Origin of the sequence: Nocardia sp. NPDC059236, from assembly GCF_042754085.1 — a bacterium.
GTDB lineage: Bacteria > Actinomycetota > Actinomycetes > Mycobacteriales > Mycobacteriaceae > Nocardia.
In genome coordinates, this window is sequence record NZ_JBHZAF010000019.1 from 36,184 (window position 1) to 57,590 (window position 21,407).

Below are 21,407 nucleotides of genomic sequence, written 5' to 3' on the forward strand. Positions count from 1 at the left end.
CTAACCGGCGAGCCAGCCCTCGATCACGTCCGCGGCATCCGCCGAGCCGTCCTCCAGGATCGTGAAGTGATCGGCCTGGACCGGCACGACGGAATGCGTTGCGTCCCAGGGCTGGGCCTGCCAGTCCGCGCGCTCCGCCGAACTTTCCAGGAATGACTGGGCGCACTGGACGAACAAGGCCGGCGTGACAACGGGACCGGGCGCCATCTCCTGGAGCAGCCGGACATACCAACCCATACCGGACAAGCGGGCCTGGTCGAAGCGGCCGAATGTCGCCTCGTTGGACACCATGTGCTCAGCCATCGCCCGCAGCAGCCATTCGCCGCCGCCATCGTCCACCCGGTAGGTGTCGAGCATGACCACGCCCGCGGGGGCGGGTCCGCCCACCGCCTCCAGGTGCTCGGTGAGGAGGTAGGCCAGCAGGCCGCCCGAGGAGTACCCGAGCAGCACGAACGGATCTCCTTGCGCCGCTTCGAGAACGCTGCGCGCCAGGGCCTGCAAGGCCGCCGTCGGCGTCGCCGGCAGGGGTTCTCCCGTCCGGCAGCCGATCGGCGACAGCGCCACGACCTCACGGGCAGTGCGCAGGTGCGAGGCGATCCTGGCGTACTGATGCGCGCCGCCGGTGGCCAGTGGCGGTGTGAGGCAGATGATCCGCGGCAGCGCCGAACCCGCCGCGACTCGCGCCGGCACCGGTAGCCGATCCAGCTCGGACGCCGACGCGAACTGCTCGCGCAGCTCCGCCGCCAGATTCAACAGGGCGAAGCCGGTGCCGACTCGCCCGGATTCCACTGCGCCACGGAACATTCCGTACAACGAGTCGTCCTCGCTCACCCGCTCGCTGTCGTCTCGGGTGGCTGTGGTGAGCTCCTTCCGCAGGTATCGGGCCAGTGCCGCAGGCGTTTTGTGATCGAAGATCGCGGCGGTCGGCAGGGTCAGGCCGGTGGAGGCATTCAGCGTGGTCCGCAACTCCATGGCGGCCAGTGAGTCGAACCCGGCCTCGAGGAAGTCGCGCTCGGGGTCGAGCGCGTCGGCGCTCTCGTGCCCGAGCAGCCTGGCGGCGTTCTCGAGGATGTGGGTCCGGAGCCACTGTTCCTGCTCGGACTCCGAGAGCTGTGCCAGCTGCCTGCGCAGCGCTCCCGCGTCCTGGGTTCCGCCGCTGTGCCGACGCCCGGCCCGCTTGGCCAGGTCGCCGAGCAGTGCGGGCACCGCGTCCCGGGCGCGCAACGCCGCCAGGTCGATCTCGACCGGCACGTGCACCGGACGCGTCGTGGACACGGCCGCGTCGAACAATTCGAGCGCCTTGTCCGCGGCCAGCGGCGGCATGCCCTGGCGACGCATACGCAGCCGGTCGGCCTGGCTGAGCCACTGCGACAGGCCGGTTTCGATGTCCCACAGGCCGTAGGCGAGCGAGGTGGCCGGGAGGCCCTCGGCGTGCCGGGAGGTGGCGAGGGCGTCGAGGAAGACGTTGGCCGCCGCGTAACCGCCCTGCCCGGCAGGCAGGATCGAGCCTGCCACCGAGGAGATCATCACGAATGCGGACAGTCCGGCGTCGCGGGTGAGTTCGTGCAGATACCACGCGGCGTCGGCCTTGGCACCGAGGCAGTAGTCGATCTGCTCGGGCGTCAAGGTGTCGACCAGACCGTTGTGGGCGACGCCCGCCACGTGCACGACCGCACCGAGCGGATGCTCCGCGGGTATCGAAGCGAGCAGGTCCCGCAAGGCATTCCGGTCGGTGACATCGCAAGCGGCCACGCGGACCCGGGCGCCGAGAGCGCCGAGTTCCGCGATCAGATCCGCGACGGCGTCCGGTCCGCGACGACCGGCCAGCACCAGGTTCCGCACACCGTGTTCGGTCACCAGATGCTCGGCGATGTGGCGGCCGATCCCGCCGGTACCACCGGTAATCAACACCGTCCGTTCGGGATCCCACGGTGCCTGCGGCTCCGGGTCGGGCGACGCGGCGCGAACCAGGCGCGGCACCCGCGCCCCGTCGGCATCGACAGCCAGTTCCGGCTCACCCGAGATCGCCGCGCCGACAAGGTGATCCGCCGCTGTCTCCGCACGCGCCTCGACGAGCACGATCCGCCCGGGGTTCTCCGCCTGCGCCGCGCGCACCAGACCCCACACCGCGGCCGCGGCCGGGTCGGCCTCGGAGTCGGTGATGACAGCCAAAGTGGTTGCGGCGTACCGCTCTTCGCTCAGGAACTGCTGGATGACGCCGAGCGTGCGGTGCAGCACCGCCCGCAACCGGACCGGCACGTCGTCGCCGTCGACCGGGGGCCGGAAGAGCAGGACCGACGCCGGCTCCGCCGCGCCCCATTCGGCCCACGAGACTCCCGCCGCCGGACGCAGTTCCGGACCGGGCCGCCAGGTGAGCTCGTACAGCGCGTCCTGCGAGGACCGGGCCGCCCCCGAGAGCAGTTCGACCGACAGCGGGCGCAAGGCGAGCGACCGTACCGAAAGCAGTGGCGCACCGACGGAATCGGCCATCGTGAGGGTGACTTCTGCCTGATTCCGCCAGGTCAACCGGACCCGCACCCGGCGGGCACCGTCCGCGTGCACACGCACCGAAGACCACGCGAACGGCACCAGGGTCGGCCGCTCGGCATGCTCGTCCACGCCCTCGGGAAGGCCGAAGGACAGTGCGTGCATGGCCGAGTCGAGCAGCGCGGGATGCACACCGTAGCCCTGGGCCGAGGTCTGTTCGGGGAGAGCGACTTCGGCGAAGAGATCCTCTCCGCGACGCCACAGGGCCGACAGCCCTTGGAAGGCGGGCCCATAGTGGTACCCGTTCCCCGCGAGTTCGTCGTAGGCGCCGTCCAACGGCACGGCCGTGGCACCGGCCGGTGGCCACTGCACGAAATCGGCCCAGCCGTCGTCGCCGGCCTCCTGGCCCGGGCTCACCGTGCCGTGCGCGTGGTGGGTCCACGTGAGCGACGGATCGTCCGCGTCCTTGCGCGAGTAGATGTCGAGCCCTCGGCGACCGGTCTCGTCGCTGTCGCCGACGATCACCTGGATCTGCACTCCGCCGTGGCCGTGCAACACCAGCGGGGCCAGCAGTGTGAGTTCCTCGAGTTCCGGGCAGTCGACCTGGTCTCCGGCGTGCACGGCGAGCTCGACGAATCCGGTGCCGGGGAGCAGCACCGTGCCGAGCACGTCATGATCGGCCAGCCAGGGATGGGTGGCCGTGGACAGGCGGCCGGTGAACCTGACGCCGCCGCTCTCCGGCTGTGCCACCATCGCGCCGAGCATGGGGTGCTCGGTGGACCGCAGGCCGAGCGCGTGCGCCTCGCCGGTGTGCAGTGGGCCGGTGGCCCAGAAGCGGCGGTGCTGGAAGCTGTAGGTCGGGAGGTCGGTCTTGGTGCCACCGACTCCGGCGTAGTAGCGGGTCCAATCCACCGTCGCACCGGTGACGTGCAGGCGGGCGAGGCCCGTCAGCAGGGTCACGGGGGTCGCGTTGTCCCGTCTGGTGAGGGCGATTGTGGTTGCGGTGTCGAGAGTTTGGGCGATCATCGGGGTCAGCACCGCATCGGGACCGACCTCGGCGAACCTGGACACGCTGAGCTCGGCGGCCGTGGCGACCGCGTCGGCGAACCGTACGGTCTCCCGGACCTGGCGCACCCAATACGACGGATACGACATCTCGTCGGTCACCCGTGCACCGGTCACCGTCGACACCAGCGGGATGCGGGGGCGGGTGAACGCCAAACCTTGTATCGCTGTGTCGAATTCGGCCAGCATCGGTTCCATCGACGCCGAATGGAAGGCATGGGAAACACGCAACCTGTGCGTGCGCCAGCCCTTTCCGGCACAACGGTCGGCGACGGCGACGACATCGTCCTCGATGCCGGAAAGCACCACCGACGCAGGGCCATTCACCGCGGCGATCGACACCTCACCGACCAGCAACGGCAGCACATCGGCCTCGGGAGCACCGACCGCCACCATCGCTCCGCCAGTGGGAAGCGCCTGCATCAACCGGCCACGCGCGGCCACCAATACACACGCATCCGCCAGAGACAGCACACCCGCCACATGCGCAGCAGCGACCTCACCGATCGAATGACCGGCCACCACATCGGCACGGACTCCCCAGGATTCGAGCAGCCTGAACAACGCCACCTCGAACGCGAACAGGCCCGCCTGCGCAAACACCGTCTGGTCGACCAGATCAGCGTCCGCCAGCGCCTCACTCAGCGAAACCTGCTGTCCCAGCAGCGGATCCAGCTCGGTGACAATTGCGTCGAATGCCTCGGCGAACACCGGGTACGCGGCGCGCAGCTCAGTGGCCATACCGGCCCACTGCGCACCCTGACCCGAGAACACCAGACCCGTCGAACCCGACGTCACGCGGCCGGTCACCACACCGGGGGCCTGCTCACCGGCAGCCAAGGACCGCACGCCCGGGAGCAGGCCATGACTCTCGGCGACCACAACCGCGCGATGCTCGAAAACAGCACGCGTGGACGCCAGGGAGAAGCCGACATCCGCCGGATTCAGGTCGCGATCAGCCACATGGGACGCCAGGCGAGCAGCCTGACCGCCGAGCGCCTCGCCACTTCGTGCCGAAACCACCCAGGGCAGCAGTCCCTCAGCACGGTCCGTCGTCGTGACCGGTGCCTGATCCACCACCGGAGCTTGCTCGACGATGACGTGGGCATTCGTGCCACTGATGCCGAACGAGGACACACCGGCACGACGCGGACGATCCACCTCCGGCCACGCGACTGCCTCGGTCAGCAACCGGATATGGCCTTCGCTCCAATCGACTTTGGTGCTGGGTGCATCGACGTGCAGCGTCTTGGGCAGCACGCCGTGGCGCATGGCCATCACCATCTTGATCACGCCACCCACACCGGCCGCAGCCTGAGCGTGACCGATGTTGGACTTCAACGAGCCCAGCCACAGCGGACGATCAGCCGCACGGTCCTGGCCGTAGGTGGCCAGAAGCGCTTGGGCTTCAATGGGATCGCCCAACGTCGTACCGGTGCCGTGGGCTTCCACCACATCGACCTCGACCGGCGAGATCCCGGCGTTGGCCAACGCTTGGCGAATCACTCGGCGCTGAGACGGACCATTCGGTGCGGTCAGACCATTCGACGCGCCATCCTGATTCACCGCCGAACCGGCGAGCACCGCGAGCACCTGGTGACCGTTGCGCTGGGCGTCGGAGAGTCGTTCCAGCACCAGCATTCCGGCGCCCTCCGACCACCCGACACCATCGGCGGTGTCGGAGAAGGACTTACACCGTCCATCGGGTGCGAGCCCGCGCTGACGGCTGAACTCCACGAAGGTCTCCGGGGTGGCCATCACCGCGACACCACCGGCCAGCGCCAGGTCGCATTCACCCGACCGCAGCGACTGCGCGGCCAGATGCATGGCCACCAGGGACGACGAGCAGGCCGTGTCGACCGAGACGGCCGGGCCCTCCAATCCCAGGGTGTAGGCGATGCGACCGGAGACGAGACTGCCGGTCGCGCTGTTCCCGCTGCCCTGGGCGTAGTCGTGGTACATCACGCCGGTGAACACACCGGTCGAGCTGCCGCGCAGCACCGCCGGATCCACACCGGCGCGTTCCAGCGCCTCCCAGGTCGTTTCCAGGAGTTGGCGCTGTTGCGGATCCATCATCGTGGCTTCGTTGGGGCCGATGCCGAAGAAGTCCGCGTCGAATTCCGCAGCGGTGTGCAGGAATCCGCCTTCCCGGGTGTAGGACTTGCCCGCGCGGCCCGGTTCCGGATCGTAGATGCCGGTGATGTCCCAGCCTCGATCGGTCGGGAGGGTCGACACCGCATCCCCGCCGACCCGGACCAGTTCCCACAGTTCCTCGGGGGACGTGACGCCCCCGGGATAGCGGCAGGCCATTCCGACGACGGCGATCGGATCCGTGTCGACGGCTCTGCTGGCGGTCACCTCGACATCGCGGCTGATGCCGGCGAACTCGTCGGCCAGATATTTCGCCAGGGCCTGAGGTGTCGGGTAGTCGAACACCAAGGTCGCGGGCAGCTGCAACCCCGTGACGGCTTTGAGAGCGTTGCGGAACTCGATAGCGGTGATCGAATCGAAGCCCAACTCGCCGAAGGCCTTGTCCGCCGCGACCGCGTTCACCTTCTGATGACCGAGAATCGTGGCGACCTGCGCACGCACGATCTCCACGAGCACATCGAAACGTTCACTCTCGGGAGTGTTCGCCAGCCGAGCCCGCAGCGCCGTGAAGGCACCCGAAGCCGCTTTGCGGCGGGCCGGGATCAGGCCCGCGAAGAGCGTCGGCGCGGCGGTGCCCGCGCTGCGGATGCTCTCGAAATCGAGACGGGCAAGGACCGGTGCCGCCGCGTCGATCTCGAGAGCGGCATCGAACAGTGCGAGGCCCTGTTCCTCCGACAGCGGCAGCATGCCCGAACGCGAAAGGCGTTGACGGTCAACGTCACTGAGTTGCCCCGCCATGCCACCGTCCCACAGGCCCCAGGCCAGGGAACTACCGCGGCCACCCGAAGCCCGGCGGTGTGCCGCCAGCGCATCCAGGCACGCGTTGGCCGCGGCGTAGTTGCCCTGGCCGGGGTTGCCGAACGCACCGGCGACCGAGCTGAACAGTACGAACGCCTGCAATGACAGTCCGGCGGTGAGTTCGTGCAGGTGCAGCGCGGCATCGACCTTGGGCCCCAGCACCGTATCCATGCGTGCCGGGGTCAGCGAAGCGATCGCACCGTCGTCGAGGACACCGGCCATGTGGAACACGCCGGTGAGCGGACGATCGGCGGGCACGCCTGCCAGCACCTCGGCGAGAGCGCCACGATCGGCGACATCACACGCGGCGAACTCGACCTCGGCACCCAGCTGCCGCAGCTCTGCGCCCAGTTCCGCAGCACCGGGCGCGGATTCGCCGCGCCTGCTCAACAACAACAGGCGACGGACGCCGCGGGCGGCGACCAGATGCCGGGCGAACATCCCGGCGAGCAACCCGCCCGCGCCGGTGATCAGAACGGTGTCGTCCGGATCGAAGGCGGGAGCGACGGTCGCCCCGGTGGCGGCCGCTCGGCCCAACCGCGCGATGTGCACCTGCCCGTCACGCACGGCCACCTGCGGTTCGGCCGCGGCCACGATGCCGCCGAGCAGCCCGTCGAGTGCGGAGTCGCTGTCGATCAATACGATCCGGCCGGGATTCTCGGCCTGCGCGGAGCGGACCAGACCACCCACGGCGGCACCGGCCAGGTTCGTAATGTCTTCCCCGGCAACCGAAACCGCGCCGCCGGTTCGAACCACCAGCACCGATTCGGTGAATCGCCGGTCTGCGATCCAGGACTGGAGGATCTCCAGAACGTCGTGCGTCGCAGCATGAATGGCGGCGAGGTCGTTGCCCGTGGGGCACTCCAGCACGACCACCGGCGGGACCTGCTGACCGAGATCCGGCCACGCTACCGCGGTGGCCTCGGCAGGACGCACCGTGATCGGCGTCCAGTCGATCTGGAACAGCCCATTGCCGACGACGGAAGCGCCCGTGGTCAGCTGTGCGGGATCGATCGGCCGGGAGGCCAAGTGCCGCACAGTGGCCACCGGAGCACCGGTCGAGTCCGCCAGATCGATGGCAACGCCGTGCTCACCGGCACGGGTGAGCCGGACACGCAGGGCGTCGGCGCCGGCCGCGTGCACGGTGACATCGGACCACTCGAACGGCAGCGCCAGCCCGGCGCCCTCCGCCGATGTGTCCTCGGCAAAACGCAACGCGTGCAACGCCGCATCCAGCAGCGCCGGATGCAGACCGAACCGCTCCGCCTCGGCGCGGGCCGCCTCGGGCAGTTCGACCTCGGCGTAGAGCAGCCCGTCCGCGGCGCGCCACACCGACTTCAGTGCCTGGAACACCGGTCCATAGTGATAGCCCTGCGCATCGAGCGAGTCGTACGCACCGTCGATGTCCACAGCGACCGCACCGGTCGGCGGCCATCGCACCAGATCGGCAGGCGCACTGCCGATTCCGGGTGTGAGCACACCCTCGGCGTGCAAGGTCCACGCCGGCGCGGCATCGACACCGTCCTCGGGGCGGGAAAAGATCCGCACCGCGCGACGGCCGGTCTCGTCCGGAGCACCGGCCACCACCCGCACCGCGAGTCCCGCGGACTCCGGGAGTGCCAGCGGGACCTGGAGGACCAGTTCCTCGAGGGTCGAGCAGCCCACCTGTTCGCCGGCGTGCAGGGCGAGTTCGACCAGCCCGGTACCGGGGAACAGTACGGTGTCCATGACCGTGTGGTCGGCGAGCCAGGGGTGTGCCTGCACCGACAGCCGGCCGGTGAGGGTCATCGCGTCGGAATCCGGTTGGGACACGACCACTGAGACCAGGGGGTGTCCGGTGGCGGCGAGACCCATGGCCCGGGCGTCACCGCCGGCGGCGGAGCCGTCGAGCATCCAGTAGCGGCTGCGCTGGAAAGCGTAGGTGGGCAAGTCGATTCGCCCGGCTCCGGTGCCGGCGTAGAGGCCGGCCCAGTCGACGTGAGCGCCGGTCACGAACAGCCCGGCCACTCCAGCCAGCACGGCCGACGGATCCGCGTGACCACGACGCGCCAACGCCACCACCGCGGCAGCACCGTCATCGAGAGTCTGGGCGACCATCGGGGTCAGTACCGCGTCGGGACCGACCTCGGCGAATCTGGACACACCCATACCCGCCATCGCGGTGACCGCGTCGGCGAAGCGCACGGTGTCCCGGACTTGACCGACCCAGTACGACGGATCCGACATCTCGTCACCGATCCGGGCGCCGGTCACCGTCGACACCAACGGAATGCTCGGGCCAGCGAACGCCAAACCCTCGATCGCCGAAGCGAACTCGGCCAGCATCGGCTCCATCAACGCCGAATGGAAGGCATGCGACACCCGCAACCGGTGCGTCCGCCAACCCTGCTCGGCACACCGCTCAGCAACAGCCACGACAGCAGCTTCCACACCGGAGAGCACCACCGACGACGGGCCGTTGACCGCCGCGATCGACACCTCACCGGCCGGCACGTCACCGGCCGCCAGCAGCGCCCGAACGTCGGTCTCGGAGGCGCCGACAGCGACCATGGCCCCACCAGTGGGCAATGCCTGCATCAACCGGCCGCGCGCGGCCACCAGCACACACGCATCCGTCAGAGACAGCACACCCGCGACATGGGCAGCTGCCACTTCCCCGATCGAGTGACCGGCCACGACATCGGTACGCACGCCCCAGGATTCGAGGAGACGGAACAGCGCCACCTCGAACGCGAACAAACCCGCCTGCGCAAACACCGTCTGGTCCACGAGCTCAGCACCGGTCAAGGCTTCACTCAGCGAAACCTGCTGCCCCAGCAGCGGTTCCAGTTCGGCGACGATCGCGTCGAACGCCTCGGCGAACACCGGGTACGCCGCGCGCAGCTCAGTGGCCATACCGGCCCACTGCGCACCCTGACCCGAGAACACCACACCGGTCGAGCCCGGCATCACGCGACCGGACACCACACCCGGAGCCGTTTCGCCGCGCCCCAGCGCCCGAGTGCCGGCCCGCAGGCCGTCGTGCTCGGGGGACAACACCACGGCGCGATGGTCGAACAGCACTCTCGAAGTCACGAGCGAGAAGCCGATGTCGATCGGGTCGTGATCGTGGTCGTCAGTGTGGGACGTCAGGCGGGCAGCCTGCTCGGCAAGAGCCTCGTCCGTGCGTGCCGAGAGCACCCACGGCAGCACTGCACCGGCCGGAGCGGTCTTGGCCACCGGAGCCGGGGCCGCTGCCGGAGCCTGTTCGACGATGAGGTGGGCGTTGGTGCCGCTGATACCGAAGGAGGACACACCGGCACGACGCGGACGATCAACGTCCGGCCACGCGACGGCCTCGGTCAGCAGCCGGATGTGGCCTTCGCTCCAATCGACTTTGGTGCTGGGCTGATCCACGTGCAGTGTTCGCGGCAGCAGGCCATGGCGCATCGCCATGACCATCTTGATGACACCACCCACACCGGCCGCGGCCTGAGCGTGACCGATGTTGGACTTCAACGAACCCAACCACAGCGGACGATCCGCCTCGCGGTCCTGGCCGTAGGTCGCGAGTAGCGCCTGGGCTTCGATCGGATCGCCCAAAGTCGTTCCCGTGCCATGAGCTTCGACCACATCCACGTCGGCCGAAGTCACGCGGGCATTGGCCAGCGCTTGGCGGATGACCCGCCGCTGCGAGGGACCGTTGGGTGCGGTCAGACCATTCGACGCGCCATCCTGGTTCACCGCCGAACCGGCGATCACGGCGAGAATCTGGTGGCCGTTGCGCCGGGCGTCGGAGAGTCGTTCCAGCACCAGCATTCCGGCGCCCTCGGACCAGGCGACGCCGTCGGCGGCGTCGGCGAAGGACTTGCATCGTCCATCCGGTGCGAGCCCGCGCTGACGACTGAACTCGAGGAACATGTCCGGGGTGGCCATCACGGCGACACCACCGGCCAATGCGAGATCGCACTCCCCCGACCGTAGCGACTGCGAGGCCAGATGCAGTGCCACCAGCGACGACGAACACGCCGTGTCCACCGAGACGGCCGGGCCCTCCAATCCCAGTGTGTAAGCGATCCGGCCCGAGACCAGACTGCCGCCGGTGCTGGCTCCGGTCCCGGTTCCCTGGGCGTAGTCGTGGTACATCACACCGGTGAACACACCGGTCGAGCTGCCGCGCAGCACCGCCGGATCCACCCCGGCGCGTTCCAATGCCTCCCACGAGACCTCCAGCAGCAATCGCTGCTGGGGGTCCATCATCGTGGCTTCATTGGGGCTGATCCCGAAGAATTCCGCATCGAATTCCGCTGCGGAGTACAGGAATCCGCCCCGGCGCGTGTAGGTCCTGCCTACCTTGCCGGGTTCGGGATCGTAGATGCCCTCGATGTCCCAGCCACGATCCACCGGCAACTCACCGGTGGTGTCGGCACCCGATACGACGAGGCTCCACAGATCCTCCGGCGACATGACGCCACCCGGATAGCGACATCCCATCGCCACCACGGCAATCGGCTCGTCGTCGGCTCGGACACGACTGGTCGCGAGCTCGTCGACGGCTCCGGTGCCGGTGAGTTGCGAACCGATGAACTCCGCGACGACCTGCGGATTGGGGTAGTCGAAGACGAGGGTCGCCGGTAGTTGCAGACCGGTCGCGGTATTGAGTTTGTTGCGGAACTCGACAGCGCTGAGCGAGTCGAAACCGAGCTGCTGGAATGCCTGCTGGGGTTCGACAGCCGCCATGGAGGCGTGCCCGAGAATGTCTGCGGCAGTGGACCGGACGAGTTCGAGCAGCGCGCTGTCGCGATCGCTGTCGGAGAGACCGGCCAGCTTCCGTAGGAAGGCCTGACCTGCCGCGGTGCGAGTCTGGCGGCGCACGGGCGTCGGGACGACCGAACGGAGGAGCGCCGGGATCCGCTCGCCCTGGGTGCGCAGGATGGCCGGATCGACTCGCAGCGCGACCAGTTGGGCCTGGTCGGTGGCGATCGCCGAGTCGAACAGTGCCAGGCCCTCGGACTCGGCCAGCGGCGGGTAGCCCTGCCGCCGCATCCGGTCGAAGTCGCTCTCGGACAGCTCGGCACCGAGCGCGGTGGACCGCGCCCACAACCCGTAATCGATGGATGTCGCGGCCAGTCCCAGGCCGCGACGGTGGGCGGCGAGGGCGTCCAGGAAGACATTCGCGGCGGCGTAGTTCGCTTGGCCGGCGGCCAGCACCAGGCCACCGGCCGACGACACCAGCACGAACAACTCCAGCGACCGGTCGCGGGTGAGTTCGTGCAGATGCCAGGCGGCGTCGACCTTGGGCCGGAAAACCTGCTCGATGCGGTCGGGCGTAATCGATTCGATCAGGCCGTTGTCGGCGGTTCCGGCCGCGTGGATCACTCCGGTCAGGGGGTGCTGGTCGGAAATGGTGTCGAGCAAGGCGGCCAGCGCGTCTCGATCGGACACGTCGCACGCGGCGATGGTGACCTCGGCGCCGAGCTCGACGAGTTCGTCCCGAAGTTCGGTGGCTCCCGGCGCATCCGGGCCACGACGACCGGTCAGAAGCAGTTGGCGCACACCGTGTTCGGTCACCAGATGCCGGGCGATCACCGCACCGAGGCCACCGGTGCCTCCGGTGATCAGCACCGTGCCCGACGCCGCCGATCGAACAATCGTGCCCGATGCGTGGCGGCTCAAACGCGGCACGAGCACGCTCGTGCCCCGGAGAGCGACCTCGGGTTCCGACGCGACAGCGGCGACCGCGGTTGCGGCAGCGAACGGCTCACCGCCGTCATCCAGATCGAGAAGCTGGAAACGACCCGGGTGTTCCGCCTGCGCTGCCCGCACCAGCCCCCACACCGGGGCCTGATCCAGGCGCACCTGCTCCACATCGGCGACGGTCACTGCCTGCCTGGTGAGCACCACCAAACGGGAACCGGCGAAACGGGATTCGGCCAGCCACCGCTGAACGGTATCCAGGACACCGGTGACAGCCTGCCGGGCGGCCTCCGGCTCGGGGCCGTCCCCACGGGGGCAGTCCAGCAGGACGATCTCAGGGACAACCACATCGGGGTTCGCATCCAGATCGGTGATCAATGCCGCGAGATCACGGTGGCCGGGCACCCCGTCAGCGCCCTGGTCAGAACCGAGGAGCGCCAGCCGATCCGGCTCGACCGTCACCCCGTCCAACAACCCGGCGGCGACCCACTCGATACCGAAAAGGGCTTCCGACGCGCGCCGGCCGCCGAGTCGCTCGGCCGACACCGGCCGGGAAACCAGGGCATCCACCGACAACACCGGTTGCCCTTGCGCGTCGGCAAGCTGGACGGCGAACCTGTTGTCCTGCACCGCGATACGCACCCGCACCGCGGCAGCGCCGACCGCGTGCAGCGCCACCCGATTCCAGGTGAAGGGCAGCACCGGCGCATCACCGCCGCCGCTGCGACGACCGTGCACGATTCCGGCGTGCAGAGCGGCGTCGAACAATGCGGGATGGATGCCGAAACCGTTGGCTCCCTGCGGATCCGGTAGCGCGACCTCGGCGAACAGTTCTCCATCACGCTGCCATGCGGCCTGCAAACCCTGGAACAGGGGGCCGTAGCCGTATCCGAGATCGAACAGCTCGTCGTAGACGCCGTCGACATCCATCGGCTGCGCACCGGCCGGAGGCCACGCGGCAAGATCGAAATCCGCCACCACCTCGTCCGGCGCGAGCACGCCCTCGGCGTTCAACGTCCACGACGACGCGGAATCGACGCCACTGTCGGGGCACGAGAAGATCCGCACACCGCGACGACCCGCGCCGTCCGGGGCGGCGACCACCACGCGCACCGCGACCCCGGCAGACTCCGGAAGTACCAGCGGCGCTTGCAGGATCAGCTCGTCCAGGGTCGGGCAGCCGACGTGTTCTCCGGCCTGCAGGGCGAGTTCGACCAGTCCGGTGCCGGGCAGCAGGACAGCGTCCATGACCTTGTGATCGGCCAGCCATGGCTGGGTCTGCGCCGACAAACGGCCACTGAGCGTGACCACCTCGGAATCCGGCTGCGAGACCACGGCCGAAACCAGCGGATGCCCGCTGGCCACGAAACCCATCGCCCGGGCGTCGCCACTACCGGTGGACGTCGGGGCCATCCAATAGCGCCGACGCTGGAAAGCATAGGTGGGCAGGTCGATTCGCCGAGCACCGGAACCGGCATACAGAGCGGCCCAATCGACCTGGGCGCCGGTGACGAACAACCCGGCCACTCCGGCCAGCAGTGTCGGCGCATCGGCCCGATCCCGACGCGCCAACGCGACCGCCGCGGCCGCGCCGTCCTCGAGGGTCTGGGCGATCATCGGAGTCAGTACCGCATCGGGACCGACCTCGGCGAACCTGGACACACCCGAATCAGCCATCGCTACAACGGCATCCGCGAAGCGCACCGACTCCCGAACCTGACCCACCCAGTACGACGGATCACACATCTCGTCGACGATCCGAGCGCCGGTTACGGTCGATACCAGCGGGATGCTCGGACGGGCGAACGCCAAACCCTCGATCGCCGTGGCGAACTCGGCCAGCATCGGCTCCATCAGAACCGAATGGAAAGCGTGCGAGACACGCAGCCGGTGGGTCCGCCAACCCTGCTCGGCGCAACGATCGGCAACAGCCACGACGTCGTCCTCGACACCGGACAACACGACCGACGACGGGCCGTTGACCGCCGCGATCGACACCCCACCGGCCACCAGCAGCGGCAGCACATCGGCCTCCGATGCGCCGACCGCGACCATCGCCCCACCGGTGGGCAATGCCTGCATCAACCGGCCGCGAGCGGCCACCAGTACACACGCATCGGTCAGAGACAGCACCCCGGCCACATGCGCGGCAGCCACCTCACCGATCGAATGACCGGCCACCACATCCGCACGCACACCCCAGGATTCGAGCAGACGGAACAACGCCACCTCGAACGCGAACAGGCCCGCCTGCGCAAACACCGTCTGGTCGGCCAGATCACCGTCCGCCAAAGCCTCGCTCAGTGAAACCTGCTGCCCCAGCAGCGGATTCAGCTGCCCGACAATCCCATCGAAAGCCTCGCCGAACACCGGGTAAGCCGCACGCAGTTCGGTAGCCATACCGGCCCACTGCGCACCCTGACCCGAGAACACCAGACCTGTCGAACCCGACACGGGGCGACCGGACACCACGCCGGGTGCCTGCACACCGGCAGCCAACGACCGTAGTCCCGAGAGGAATCCTTCACGCCCCTCGGCCACCACTACAGCACGATGCTCGAGCACAGCGCGCGTGGACGCCAGCGAGAAGCCGATATCGATCGGATCATGTTCGCCCACAGACGATGCCAAGCGAGCAGCCTGGCCGGCGTGAGCGTCACTACCGCGCGCCGAAACCACCCACGGCAGTGCCGCCGGAACGGTCTCGACCACCGGCGCCGACTCCGCCACTGGAGCTACCGGAGCCTGCTCGACGATGAGGTGCGCGTTGGTGCCGCTGATACCGAAGGACGACACGCCCGCACGACGCGGACGATCCACCTCCGGCCACGCCACCGACTCGGTCAACAACCGCACATGGCCCTCGGACCAATCGACCTTCGTGCTGGGCTGATCAGCGTGCAGCGTTCGGGGTAGGACCCCGTGCTGCATCGCCATCACCATCTTGATCACGCCACCGACACCCGCCGCGGCTTGGGCGTGACCGATATTGGACTTCAGCGACCCCAGCCACAGCGGACGATCCGCCGCACGATCCTGGCCGTAAGTGGCCAGCAGCGCTTGGGCTTCGATCGGATCGCCTAGCGTCGTACCGGTGCCGTGGGCCTCCACCACATCCACCTCGACCGGCGAGACACCGGCATTCGCCAGCGCTTGGCGAATCACTCGCCGCTGCGACGGACCGTTGGGTGCGGTCAGACCATTCGACGCGCCATCCTGATTCACCGCCGAACCAGCGATCACCGCGAGCACCTGATGACCGTTGCGGCGGGCGTCGGACAACCGCTCCAACACCAGCACACCGGCACCTTCGGACCAACCGACCCCATCGGCGGTGTCGGAGAAGGACTTACACCGACCATCCGGGGACAAGCCCCGCTGACGGCTGAACTCCACGAAGGTCTCCGGGGTGGCCATCACCGCCACACCACCGGCCAGCGCCAGGTCGCACTCCCCCGACCGCAGCGACTGTGCGGCCAGATGCATGGCCACGAGCGAGGACGAACACGCCGTGTCCACGGTGACCGCGGGGCCTTCGAGGCCGAACACATACGAGACCCGGCCCGAGACCAAGCTCCCGGTTGCGTTGTTCCCGGTTCCCTGGGCGTAGTCGTGGTACATCATGCCGGTGAAGACACCGGTGGAACTGCCGCGCAGTATCGCCGGATCCACACCGGCGCGCTCCAGCGCCTCCCACGAGACCTCCAGCAGCAAGCGCTGCTGCGGATCCATGATCGCGGCTTCGTTGGGGCTGATCCCGAAGAATTCCGCGTCGAATTCCGCTGCGGAGTACAGGAATCCGCCCTGACGGGTGTACGTCTTGCCCGCGTGACCGGGTTCTGGGTCGTAGATGCCCTCGATGTCCCACCCACGATCCGTCGGCATCTCGCCGGTGGCATCGATGCCGGAGGTGACAAGATTCCACAGGTCTTCGGGGGAGGCGACGCCGCCCGGATAGCGGCAGCTCATCGCTACCACCGCAATCGGCTCGTCGCCGACGGCCGCGCTGGCGGTGACCTCGGCCTCCCGGCCGGTGCCGGTGAATTCATCGGCCAGATATTTCGCCAGCGCCTGCGGTGTCGGGTAGTCGAATACCAGTGTCGCGGGCAGCGATAGGCCGGTGACGGCTTTGAGGGCGTTGCGGAACTCGACAGCGGTGATCGAGTCGAAGCCCAGCTCGCCGAAGGCCTTGTCCGCCGCGATCGCGTTCGTGTCCTGATGACCGAGGATCGCCGCCACCTGACCGCGCACGATCTCCACGAGCACACCGAAACGCTCGCTGTCGGGAGTGTTGGCCAGACGAGCACGCAAGGGTGTCGCCGCACCCGAGGCCGCTCGGCGGCGAGCCGGGATCAAGCCGGAAAACAGTGCGGGCACGGCGAATTCGGCGCCACGCAGGTTGTCCAGGTCCAGGCGGGCGAGGATGGGGGCGGTCACCTCGCTCGCGGTGGCGGCGTCGAACAGCGCCAGGCCCTGGTCCTCAGACAGCGGCAGCAGGCCCGAACGCGAAATGCGGTGCAGGTCAGCGTCGCTGAGCTGCCCGGCCATGCCCCCGTCCCACAGACCCCACGCCAGAGACTGCCCGTGGCTGCCCGAGGCCCTGCGGAGTGCCGCGAGCGCATCCAGGCACGCATTGGCCGCGGCATAGTTGCCCTGTCCGGCATTGCCGAACGCACCGGCCACCGAGCTGAACAGCACGAACGCCTTCAGCGGCAGCTGGGCGGTGAGTTCGTGCAGGTGCAGCGCGGCATCGACCTTGGGTCCCAGCACCGCGTCCATCCGGGCCGGTGTCAGCGAGGCGATGGCGCCGTCGTCGAGGACGCCGGCCATATGGAACACGCCGGTGAGCGGTTGTGCGGCAGGCACAGTCGCGATCGCCTGCGCGAGCGCGTCGCGATCGGCGACATCACACGCGACGAACTCGACCTCTGCGCCGAGCCGCTGCAGCTCTGCGCGCAACTCGGCCGCGCCGGGAGCGGCCTCTCCGCGTCGGCTCAGCAGCAACAGACGACGCACACCATGGGTGTCGACCAGGTGCCGGGCGAACAGTCCACCGAGCAGACCACTCGCACCGGTGATCAGAACGGTGTCGTCCGGATCGAAGGGGTCGGTCGCCGAAGCGTTCGTCGCGGTGGCCCGGCTCAGCCGCGCACCGTGCACTTGCCCGGCGCGCACGGCCACCTGTGGTTCCTGCGCGGCCAGAATCCCGCCGAGCAGCCCGTCGAGCGCGGAGTCGGTGTCCACCAGGACGATCCGGCCCGGGTTCTCCGCCTGCGCGGAGCGAACCAGGCCGCCGACGGCGGCACCGGCCAGGTTCGTAATGTCCTCCCCGGCAACCGATACGGCTCCACTGGTCCGAACCACCAGCGTCGACTCGGCGAACCGAGAATCGGCGATCCAGGACTGAACCACCGCGAGAGCTGCATGGGTCGCGGCGTGGATGTCCGCGGGGTCGTTGCCCTGCGGGCAATCGAGCACGACCGCGGCCGGAACCTCGTCACCGAGATCCGCCCAGGACACCGCGCCGACTTCGGCCGCGCCGACCGAGATCGGCGCCCAGCCGACCTGGAACAGCGCATTGCCGACCGCGGATGCGCCGCCCGTGAGCTGCGCGGGATCGATGGGCCGGGAAGCCAGCTGCCGCACCGTCGCCACCGGGGTACCGGTCGGGTCCGCCAGATCCAGGGTGACCGCGTGCTCGCCGACGCGGGTGAGCCGGACGCGCAGCGCGCCCGCTCCGGTCGCGTGCACGGCCACACCGGACCACTCGAACGGCAAGGCCAGCCCGGCACCCTCCGCGGGCATGCCATCGGCGAAGCGCAGGGCATGCAGAGCGGCATCGAGCAATGCCGGATGCACGCCGAACCGCTTGGCGTCCGGACGGGCCGGCTCCGGCAGCTCGACCTCGGCGTAGAGCAGGCCGTCGGTTCCCCGCCACACCGAGGTCAGCGCCTGGAACACCGGACCATAGTGATAGCCCTGCGCATCAAGGGAGTCGTAGACACCGTCGATATCGACGGCGGTGGCGCCGACGGGCGGCCACTGCGCCAAATCCGCTGGCGCGCTGTCGAATCCTGATGCGAGTACGCCTTCGGCGTTCAATGTCCACAACGGCACCGCATCGACACCGTCATCGGGGCAGGAATAGACCTTCACCCCGCGTCGGCCTGCGGCGTCCTGGGCACCGACCACGACGCGCACCGCGACGCCTGCCGACTCCGGCAGCACCAGCGGCACCCGCAGGACCAACTCCTCGACGGTCGAGCAACCGACCTGCTGCCCGGCTTGCAAGGCGAGTTCGACCAAACCGGTGCCAGGAAACAGCACGGTGTCCATCACCCGGTGATCGGCCAACCATGGATGCGTCTGCGCCGACAGTCGGCCGGTGAGGGTGACCGCGTCGGAATCCGGTTGCGACACCACCACCGGGACCAGGGGATGTCCGGTGGCCGCCAGGCCCATCGCCCGGGCATCGCCACCGACGGCGCCCGCGGCGATCCAGAAGCGCCGATGCTGGAAAGCGTAGGTGGGCAGGTCGATTCGCTGAGCTCCGGAGCCGGCATAGAAACCGGCCCAATCGACGTCGGCACCGGACACGAACAGCCCGGCCACCCCGGACAGCACGGAGAAGGAATCGGCCCGATCCCGGCGCGCCAAGGCCACCACCGTGGCGGCGTCGTCGAGAGTCTGGGCGATCATGGGGGTCAGCACGGCGTCGGGTCCGACCTCGGCGAACCGGGACACACCCGAATTCGCCATCGCGGCAACCGCGTCGGCGAACCGCACGGTGTCGCGGACCTGACCGACCCAATACGACGGATCGATCATCTCGTCGGTGATCCGTGCGCCGGTGACCGTGGACACCAGCGGGATGGTGGGACGAGCGAACGCCAAACCCGCTATCGCCGTGGCGAACTCGGCCAGCATCGGCTCCATCAGGGCCGAGTGGAAAGCATGCGACACCCGCAACCTGTGTGTACGCCAACCACGCTCGGCACACCCCTCGACAACGGCGGCGACCGCGTCTTCGACACCGGAGAGCACTACCGACGCAGGACCATTCACCGCCGCGATCGACACCCCGCCGGACACCAGCAGCGGCAGCACGTCGGCCTCGGACGCACCGACGGCGACCATCGCCCCGCCGGCGGGCAGCGCCTGCATCAAACGGCCGCGCGCGGCCACCAGCACACACGCATCCGTCAGAGACAACACTCCGGCCACATGCGCGGCAGCGACCTCACCGATCGAGTGACCGGCCACCACATCGGCACGCACTCCCCAGGATTCGAGCAGACGGAACAGCGCCACCTCGAACGCGAACAAACCCGCCTGCGCGAACACTGTCCGATCAACCAGATCAGCGTCCGCCAACGCCTCGCTCAACGAAACCTGCTGCCCCAGCAGCGGATCCAGCTCGGCGACAATCGCATCGAACACCTCGACGAACACGGGGTACGCGGCGCGCAGTTCGGCAGCCATACCGGCCCACTGCGCACCCTGACCGGAGAACACCACACCGGTCGAGCCCGCCACCACACGACCGGTCACGACGCCGGGAGTGGTTTCGGCGAGGCCCAGCGCCTCGACTCCCGCCAGGAGACCATCGCGGTGCTCGGCCACCACCACTGCGCGATGCTCGAAAACAGCCCGCGTGGACGCCAGCGAGAAGCCGAAATCGATCGGATCATGTTCGGCCGCATGCGATGTCAGACGAGCAGCCTGATCGGCGAGAGCCTCGGCGGTGCGTGCCGAAACCACCCAGGGGAGCAGCCCACCGGCCGGGACGGTCTTCACCGCCGGCACCTGATCCACCACGGGCTCGGTCACCGGGGCCTGCTCCACGATGACGTGTGCGTTGGTGCCGCTGATACCGAACGAGGACACACCGGCACGCCGCGGACGATCCGCCTCCGGCCATGCCACGGGCTCGGTCAGCAGACGCACGTGACCCTCGGACCAATCGACCTTCGTGGAGGGCTGATCCACATGCAGGGTCCTGGGCAGCACACCGTGGCGCATCGCCATGACCATCTTGATCACACCGCCCACGCCGGCCGCGGCCTGGGCGTGACCGATATTGGACTTCAGCGAGCCCAACCACAATGGCCGGTCCGCGTCACGCTCCTGCCCGTACGTCGCCAGCAGCGCCTGGGCTTCGATCGGATCACCCAGAGTCGTACCGGTGCCGTGGGCTTCGACGACATCCACATCCGCCGGGGACACCCCCGCATTGGTCAGAGCCTGGCGGATGACCCGTCGCTGCGAGGGACCGTTGGGTGCGGTCAGACCATTGGATGCGCCATCCTGATTCACCGCCGAACCGGCGATCACCGCGAGAATCTGATGCCCATTGCGCTGGGCGTCGGAGAGTCGTTCCAACACCAGAACACCGACGCCCTCGGACCAGCCGACCCCATCGGCCGTGTCGGAGAAGGACTTACACCGACCATCCGGAGACAAGCCCCGCTGACGGCTGAACTCCACGAAGGTCTCCGGCGTCGCCATCACGGCCACACCACCGGCCAGAGCCAGATCGCACTCCCCCGACCGCAGCGAGGCCGCCGCGGAATGCATTGCCACCAATGAGGACGAGCACGCCGTGTCCACGGTGACCGACGGCCCTTCCAGGCCGAACACATAGGAGACCCGGCCGGAGGCAATGGATCCCGAATTCGCATTGGCCGGATAGTCGTGGTACATCATGCCGACCCAGACGCCGGTCCGGCTGCCCTTCAGTGAGCCGGGGTCGACGCCCGCCCGTTCGAACGCCTCCCATGAGGTCTCCAGCAGCAGGAACTGCTGCGGATCCATGAGCGCGGCTTCATTGGGACTGATGTTGAAGAACGCGGGGTCGAATTCGCCTGCGGAATGCAGGAATCCGCCCTCGCGGGTGTAGGTGGTGTTCGGTGTCTCCCCGGTCGCGTCATAGAGGCGATCGATATCCCAGCCACGATTGCCGGGGAACTCCGAGGTCGCGTCCGTTCCCTCCGCGACCAGATTCCACAGCTCCTCAGGCGAACTGACCCCACCCGGGTACCGGCAGGCCATACCCACAATCGCGATCGGTTCGCGAAGAGCCGCGTCGAGCTTGCGATTGCGGGCACGCAACCGCTCCGTCTCCTTGAGCGAGACGCGCAATGCCTGAGCGAGCTTCTGAGTATTGTCTTCGGGCTTCGTCATTAGTGTGCTAGCTCTTCCTAGGGTCAGCGTGACTCGTCGGCGAATGT

Annotated in this window: 1 protein-coding gene; it reads right to left on the reverse strand. The window is 68.7% G+C overall.

Translation table 11 applies throughout. The features are described from left to right. Complete coding sequence (locus tag ACFXIV_RS36615; protein ID WP_379401011.1) at nucleotides 1–21,360, reverse strand: SDR family NAD(P)-dependent oxidoreductase; 21,360 nt, start codon at nucleotides 21,358–21,360, stop codon at nucleotides 1–3. Nucleotides 21,361–21,407: the final 47 nt, after the last annotated feature.